We start from the raw sequence: 7130 nt of genomic DNA on the forward strand, positions 1-7130 counted from the left end.
CGGCACGCCCGGCCGCGGCGCCAGGAGGATGGCGCCCCACACGCCGATGCCCGCAGCCACCGCCACCATGCCCAACGCTTGCACAAGGCCGCGCGCCGCGGCCGCCCCGTTCAGATTCATCCCGTTTTCCCGCCCAACCCGTACGCCGGGTGCAACATTTCTGTGACACAACTGTATTAGGATACGAAGCTTTTGTGTCGTTTCGTGAAGCGCGGTTCATCTTTCGCTTCCGGAAAACTACCTGTGTCGACGTGGCGCCCTCCTGCCGGCGCCGGGAGCCGCTCTACGTGTTTACCGCATCGCCCTCACTCGCCCGCGCCCGCCGTCGCCGCCAGCGCGGCTTCACCCTGATCGAGATCATGGTGGTCGTGGTCATCATGGGGATCCTGGCCGCGCTCGTCGTGCCGCGCCTTCTGGATCGTCCGGATCAGGCCCGCGCCGTCGCGGCCCGCCAGGACATCGCCACGATCATGCAGGCGTTGAAGCTCTACCGCCTGGACAATGGTCGCTATCCGACCACGGCGCAAGGCCTGAATGCGCTGACGACCCGTCCGGATCCCGCGCCGCCCAACTGGCGCCAGAATCTGGAGCGCCTGCCCGCGGACCCGTGGGGCGCACCTTACCAGTATCTGAACCCCGGCGTGCATGGCGACGTGGATGTCTTCTCCCTGGGTGCCGACGGCCAGCCCGGCGGTGAAGGCGCGGACGCCGACATCGGCTCCTGGACGCTGTGACAGGCGTCGCGCATTGATGTTCGCGGTGCCGGCGTCGCGACACGGCCAGAGGCCGGGCCTGCGCACGCGCGGCGCCCGCGCACGCCGCGCAGCCGGTTTCACGCTGATCGAACTGATGGTGGTCGTGGCCATCATCGGCATCCTGGCCGGTGCGGCCACGCTCACCGCCTTTCCCTCGCGCGGCCGCGACGTGCAGGCCGATGCGCAACGGCTGGTGGAACTCTTTCGGCTTGCCCAGAGCGAAGTCCATGCCGATGGCCGCCCCATCACTTGGCGCGCTGATGCCGACGGCTATCGCTTCGAGCGGCGCGTGCGCACGCGCGTGCCGGGTGAGCCGCTACCCACGACGGCGGCGGACGCGCCCTGGGAGCGCTTCGATGGCGATGCCCAGTTGCGCCCCCGGCCCTGGCACTCGCCGCCGGTGGCGGTGCGTGTCGAGCCGGCCGGCCCGCTCGTCTTCACGGCCGAATGGATGGCGCCGCCCCTGCGGGTGGAACTGAGCGGCGACCAGGGGCGCGCCGTGATCGTGCGCGATGCGACAGGCCGCTATGCGCTCGAGTAGCCGCCCGCGCCGTGCGCGCGGCTTCACCCTCGTCGAAGTGCTCGTGGCGCTTGCCATCGTGGCGGTGGCCCTGGCGGCTGCCGTGCGCGCGGCCGGCGTGGTGGCCGGCACGGATGCCGGGCTGCGCATGCGCGCGATGGCGATCGCCGCGGCAGAAAACCGCCTGGCCGAACTGCGCCTGGCCCGCGAGTTCCCCGCGCCGGGCCGGATCGAGGTGGACTGTTCGCACGGCGGCTACGTGCTGCGCTGCGAGCAGGTGTTTCGCACGTCCGTGAACGCCGGCTTTCGCGAAGTGACGGTGCGCGTGCGCGAGGGCGGCGAGAACGGTGGGGTCATCACCAGCGTGGGGGGCTTGCTGAGCCGGCTGCCACGGGGGGCACGGCGCGGGCCGGGCAGGCGCCCGCGGCCGGCGCGCGGTTTGGCGTGGGATCTGGCAGACGACACGACGCGTCCGAGGCAGGGTCTTGCGGCGGGGCGCGGGACAGTCCGCACTCGCCGATCCGCCCGAGGCTTCACGCTCATCGAACTTCTCGTCGCCATCACGCTGATGGCGGTGCTCAGCCTGATTGCGTGGCGCGGCCTGGAAGGCATCGTCAACCTGCGGGAGCGGCTGGCACAGGACGCCGATGAGACAGACCGCCTGATGCGCATGCTCGGGCAGCTGGAGCGGGATCTCGCGCTACGTGCGCCGGATACGGTGCTTGCCGCCCGCGTTGCCCCGCCCGTGCCGCCCTTGCCGAACCCGGATGGCGGCGGCGACCGCACCGTCCCACAACCTGAAACCGCGACGCGCTCTGGCCAGCCGCCTGCGCTCCCGCGGCAATCCCTCCCCCTGGCCATCGGCATCCAAGCCACGCAAGGCCCTCCCGGCTCCGCCCGCCTGGAGATCGTGCGCGAAGACGCCACGCAATCCGGCGCCTGGCAGCGCGTGGCCTGGTGGCGCGAGAACGACGTGCTCTATCGCGCGGTCGGCGTGCCCAGCCGCACGTATCCGCTGCCGCCGCCCGAGGCCACGGTCGCGGTCATGGACGCCGTCTCCAGTTTCGTGGTGCGCGGTTGGCTCGATCAAACTGGCTGGCAGACGCTGCCGCCGCCGCCCGGCACCACTGCGCCCATCACCGGCCTGGACGTGACGATCACGCGCGATGCCCCCGCACGCGCCGCGACCTACCGACGCGTGGCGGTGTTCCGATGAGCCACCGCTCGCTCGCTATCGCCGGGCGCGCCCCGCCCGCCGCCTGCCGCATGCGCCGCGACGTGGGCAGACACGCGGCATGGCCGTCATCACGGCGCTGCTGGTGGTCATGGTGGCCACGATGCTCGTCACCGGGCTCCTGCAACGCCAGGCCAACGACGTGCGCGCCGTGGAGAATGCTCTGTCGCGCAGCCAGGCCCGCCAGCTCATCCTCGCCGGCCTGGACTGGTCGCGCGCCGTGCTGGCGGCCGACGGCCGGCGCTTTGCCGTGACGCGGCCGGACCAGCTCTGGGCCGTGCCCGTCGAAGAAACCCGTCTGACCCAAGGCGACGACGATCGCGTCGCCGTGTTCTCGGGCGGCATCGACGACGCTCAGGCCAGATTCAACCTGACCAACCTTGCCGTGGATGGCGAGCCGGACGTGCTGGCCGTGCAGCGACTGGAACGTCTGCTGACCCTGCGCGGCCAGCCTCCTGGGCCGGCCTTGCGCATCGCCCAGCGCATCGCGCTCGCCCAGCCCAACCCACGGGCGGACCCCGTGCGCCCGGCGCTCACGCCCATGCTCACGGACGTGGATCACGTCGCCGACGTCGAGGGCGTGACGCCCCAGCTGATCGAGGCCTTGCGTGCCGTGGCGGTGGTGCTGCCCGAGGCCACGCGCCTCAACGTCAACACGGCCTTGCCGGAGGTGATCGCCGCCACGGTCCCAAACCTCTCGCTAGGCGCCGCGCGCGCGCTCACGGCGCAGCGCGACCGTGGCGCCTGGTTCAACGACGCGGCGGACTTCATCAATCGCCTGGGCCCGGAGTATCAAGAGTTGACGAGCGACGCCTTCGTAGTTAACAGTCACTGGTTTTTGGTAAAAGGCGCGATCACGTTCGAGCGCGCTGTCATCGGCACCACGGCACTCGTTCACCGGGGCAACGCCGCCAGTCCGGAAATCGTCTGGATCCGAGAATCGCATTGAAATCCGTCCTTCGCCTGCAACTGCCCCGTCTGGAAGCGCTGGCCGCCCATACGCCGCTGCCGTTTGCGCTGCTCGACGGCGGCAAGCTCGTGCGCAGCGGGGAGCTTCCGCTGGCCGGCCTGGCCGCGACGCTGCCGGTCATGCCCGTGGTGGCCATCCTGCACCCGGCGGACGCCACCCTCGCCCAGGCGGCCTTGCCGCCCCTGCCCGCGCATCGCATGCAGGCGGCCCTCGCGGCGCCGTCGAGCCTCTCGTGCTGGGCGACGTCGATGAACTCGTCCTGGCGCATGGCCCGCGCGGCAGCGACGGCGCGAGCCCCGTGGCCTGGGCGCAGCGAGGCCGTATCGCTCAGGCCTGGAGCCTGCTGGCCGACGCCGGCCTGCCGGTCGACGCCCTCGTGCCCGCCCCCCTTGCCCTGCCCCTGCACGCCGAGGGCGGCATCACCCTCATGCTGCACGACGGCTTTCTTCTGTGCCGCACCGGACGCGACACGGGCCAGGCGCTGGCGCTCGACCCGCTGGGCCCGCAAGACGCCACCGATCCCAGCGTCCAGGCCTTTCTGCGCGTGCTGTGGATGCGTCACCCGGAAGCGGAGGCCGCCTGGGTCGATGCCGTGCCCACCGGCTGGAACGCCGTCTTCGAAGGACGCGGCTTGCCCCCCACGACAGTGCTGCCGGATGCTGCCCGCTGGAGCGCCCCCCTGCCCACGTGGTCGCTCGCCGTGCCGGCCCTGCGCCCGGCGCGGCTGCAACGCTCGCCGTGGCGTCGGCCGCTCGCCTGGGTGGCTGCCGCCGTGGCGGTGTGGACGGTCGGCCTGAACGTGTATGCCCTGCGACTGGAGCAGGAAGCCTCGGCCCTGCGCCAGCGCATGGCCAGCGAAGTACGCGCCGCGTTCCCCGCGCTGCCCGTGGTGCTCGATCCCTTGCGCCAGGCCACGCAGCAGCGCGACGCATTGCTCGCTGGCACGGGCAGCGTGACAGACACGGATTTCCTGCCCCTGGCCCTGGCCGCCTCCCAACTGCTGCCCATGAGCGCGAACAACGTGGCGAGCCTCGCCTACGCCGACGACACCCTGAGCCTGCGGCTCATCGACAACGCCGCCGCGGGGGGTGGTGCGCTGGACCCGGCCATCGCGACCCGCGCACGCGGGCTTGGCCTTCAGGTCGATCAGCGAGACGGTGCATGGATCCTGCGCCGTCAGAACGATGGCAGCACGTCAGCCGACGCGGGCGGCGTGCGCGTGCAGCCCAGCGCCGCCACGGCGCAGCGCCTGTCTGAACGCGCGCGGAGCGCCCCATGAACGACACCACGACTCGCCCCGGCTGGCGTGAGCGCCTGCGCCGTCCGGCCACGCCCGCCTGGTGGACGCAGACGCGCGCCCAGGCGACCCGGCACTGGCAGCGGCTCGCGCCCCGCGAGCGTCGGCTCGTGTCCTGGGCCGGCGCCATTGCCGCCATCGCACTGATCTGGACGCTCGGCATCGAGCCGGCTTGGCAGACCGTGACGCGACTGGGCACGGGCCTGCCCGCCCTGCGCGCCCAGGCCGCCCAAGTGGATGCCCTGATCGCCGAGGCCCGCACGCTGCAAGGCGCAGCGGCCCAGGGCCAGGCAACGGGCGACATGCCGACGGAACTTGCCGACAGCCTGCGCCGTGCGGGGCTGGCGGAGGTCGTCACGCTCACGGCGGCAGACGCAAACACCTGGACGGCCGAGGTCAGCGCCGCGCCCATCGAGCCGCTGATGCGCTGGCTGCAGGATCTGCCCTTCGCGCTGCGCATGCAGCCCGTCACCGTCGAGCTCGATCGCCCGGTGGGTGACGATGGCCGACCGCGCGCTGGCGTCGTCTCTGGCGCCGTGAGCCTGGCGCCTGCCGCCCCGGAGGCCTCGTGATGCGCGCGCGACTCGTTCGTCGTATGGCGCTGGGGCTCGGACTGGGCCTCATCGTGCTTGTCACGGCCCTTGCCGTGCTGCCCGCCCGCTGGCTGATGCGGGCATTGCCCCAACACTGGCCGGTGGCCATCGTGGATGCCGCGGGCACCGTCTGGAACGGCACCGCGCTGGTCGCCCTGGGCCCGCCCGGTGCACGCACCACCCTGCCGCAGCCCGTGCGCTGGCGCGCCGGCTGGGCCGATGGCGTACGCCTGCAACTCGAACACCCCTGGCTCGATTGCACCCTCGGCCTGCGTCCTGGCTTCACGAGCCTCGGCATCAGCCCCTGTGGCCTGCGGCTGCCCGCCCAGGTGCTCGCGGCCGTGGGCGCCCCGCTCAACACCTTGAAGCCTGCCGGCCAGCTCGCCCTGCGCTGGCCAGGCCTGCGTCTGCCCTACGGTGGCGCCGCCCCCGCCGGCGAGCTCCTGACGCTGGATTGGCGCCAGGCCGGCTCGGCGCTGTCGATGGTGCGCCCGCTGGGCGACTATCGGGCCGCGCTCACCGGTCGCGACGGCGCAGCGCATCTTTCGCTCACCACCCTGAACGGACCGCTGCAGTTGCGCGGCGACGGCACGTTCACGCCGCAAGGCGGCCTGCGCTTCTCGGGCGTGGCCAGCCCCGCCCCCGACGCTTCCGATGCCACCGTGGCAGGCCTGCAGGCCATGCTCTCGGCCATCGGGCGCCGCTCGGGCAACGACACTCTTCTTCAGATCGGCCGCTAGATTGCCATGACGACTTTTCGCCGCTTTCCGCGCTGCATCCGCCCGCTTACCCTGGCCCTGGCAGCCGCCCTGCCCGTGGCCCTGCCGCCGGTGCCAGCCTTTGCCCAAGGCGCCGGCAATGCCGCCGTGCGCAACCCGGATGACGTCATCCTCAACTTCGTCGAGGCCGACCTGGACGCCGTCGTACGCGCGCTTGGCCACTTCACCGGCAAGAACTTTCTCATCGATCCGCGTGTGAAGGGCCAGCTGACGCTGGTCTCCGAGCAGCCGGTGAACCGCGACGTGGCGCACCGCATGCTGCTGGGCGCCCTGCGGATGCAGGGCTTTGCCGTGGTCGAGGCCGACGGCCTCTCCAAGGTGGTGCCCGAGGCGGACGCCAAGCTGCAGGGCAGCGCCGTGGCCACCGGCACCAGCGCGCCGCCCGCGGCTTTCGGCGGCGACCAGCTCGTCACGCGCGTCTTCACGCTGCGCCACGAGAACGCCGCGAACCTGGTGCCCGTGCTGCGTCCCATGATCGCGCCGAACAATCCGATCAACGCCTACCCCGGCAACAACACGCTGGTGGTGACCGATTACGCGAGCAACCTGAACCGCATCGCGCAGGTGATCCGCTCCATCGACAACCCGGGCTCGACCGACACGGCCGTGGTGAACTTGCGCTACGGCGTGGCCGCCGACCTCGCGCCGCAGATCACGCGCCTGCTCGATACGGGCGCCACGGATCCGACGCAGCGCATCGCCGTGGTGGCCGACGCGCGCTCGAACACGCTCATGATCCGTGCCGGCAGCCCGGCCCGTACCCAGCTCGCGCGCGATCTCATCGCCCAGCTGGACACACCCGAATCCGGCGCCTCCACCATGCACGTGGTGACGCTGCGCAATGCCGAGGCCGTGCGCCTGGCAGAGACGCTGCGCGGGCTGCTCACGGGCCAATCGCAAGGCGGCGGCGGTGATCAAGGCGGGCTCTCGAACGCGGGCGGCCTGGGCGGCGGCGGCATCAACGGCGGCGGCTCCGGGGGCG

8 protein-coding genes are annotated in these 7130 nt (G+C 72.1%); all 8 read left to right on the forward strand.

What is annotated here, in order from left to right; genetic code table 11:
- Window positions 1–287: 287 nt before the first annotated feature.
- Window positions 288–734 carry a type II secretion system major pseudopilin GspG gene (gene gspG, locus IMZ29_RS21870; RefSeq protein WP_371820391.1) on the forward strand — a complete coding sequence of 149 codons (447 nt, stop codon included), beginning with the start codon at window positions 288–290 and terminating at the stop codon, window positions 732–734.
- A 16-nt stretch (window positions 735–750) separates the two neighbouring features.
- A complete protein-coding gene (gene gspH, locus IMZ29_RS21875) occupies window positions 751–1296 on the forward strand; it encodes a type II secretion system minor pseudopilin GspH (RefSeq protein WP_216188316.1) in 546 nt (181 codons plus the stop codon).
- On the forward strand, window positions 1283–2491 hold the full coding sequence (gene gspI, locus IMZ29_RS21880) for a type II secretion system minor pseudopilin GspI (protein WP_253207375.1): 1209 nt from the start codon (window positions 1283–1285) through the stop codon (window positions 2489–2491). The genes gspH and gspI overlap by 14 nt, the downstream gene beginning before the upstream one ends.
- 79 nt (window positions 2492–2570) lie before the next feature.
- Window positions 2571–3458: a type II secretion system minor pseudopilin GspK gene (gene gspK / locus IMZ29_RS21885; protein ID WP_216188320.1), complete on the forward strand. Its 888-nt coding sequence runs from the start codon at window positions 2571–2573 to the stop codon at window positions 3456–3458.
- A 1-nt stretch (window position 3459) separates the two neighbouring features.
- Window positions 3460–4758 (forward strand): type II secretion system protein GspL, encoded by a 1299-nt coding sequence (gene gspL / locus IMZ29_RS21890; RefSeq protein WP_371820392.1) that lies wholly within the window; start codon window positions 3460–3462, stop codon window positions 4756–4758.
- The gene (locus IMZ29_RS21895) at window positions 4755–5348 is read left to right on the forward strand and encodes a type II secretion system protein M (protein ID WP_216188324.1); all 594 of its coding nucleotides are present in this window, start codon (window positions 4755–4757) and stop codon (window positions 5346–5348) included. Before gspL ends, IMZ29_RS21895 begins: the two co-directional genes overlap by 4 nt.
- Window positions 5348–6109: a type II secretion system protein N gene (gene gspN / locus IMZ29_RS21900; RefSeq protein ID WP_216188326.1), complete on the forward strand. Its 762-nt coding sequence runs from the start codon at window positions 5348–5350 to the stop codon at window positions 6107–6109. The genes IMZ29_RS21895 and gspN overlap by 1 nt, the downstream gene beginning before the upstream one ends.
- Window positions 6110–6115: 6 nt before the next feature.
- On the forward strand, window positions 6116–7130 hold a 1015-nt coding region (locus IMZ29_RS21905; protein ID WP_305852528.1), incomplete at its 3' end, for a secretin N-terminal domain-containing protein.

The sequence above is a fragment of the Verticiella alkaliphila genome (genome assembly GCF_018904615.1).
GTDB classification, from domain to species: Bacteria; Pseudomonadota; Gammaproteobacteria; order Burkholderiales; family Burkholderiaceae_B; genus Verticiella; species Verticiella alkaliphila.

Coding starts and splice junctions, on each gene's coding strand:
- gspI (WP_253207375.1), top strand. CDS start 1,283: ATGCGCTCGAGTAGCCGCCCGCGCCGTGCGCGCGGCTTCACCCTCGTC.
- IMZ29_RS21895 (WP_216188324.1), top strand. CDS start 4,755: ATGAACGACACCACGACTCGCCCCGGCTGGCGTGAGCGCCTGCGCCGT.
- gspK (WP_216188320.1), top strand. CDS start 2,571: ATGGCCGTCATCACGGCGCTGCTGGTGGTCATGGTGGCCACGATGCTC.
- gspH (WP_216188316.1), top strand. CDS start 751: ATGTTCGCGGTGCCGGCGTCGCGACACGGCCAGAGGCCGGGCCTGCGC.
- gspN (WP_216188326.1), top strand. CDS start 5,348: ATGCGCGCGCGACTCGTTCGTCGTATGGCGCTGGGGCTCGGACTGGGC.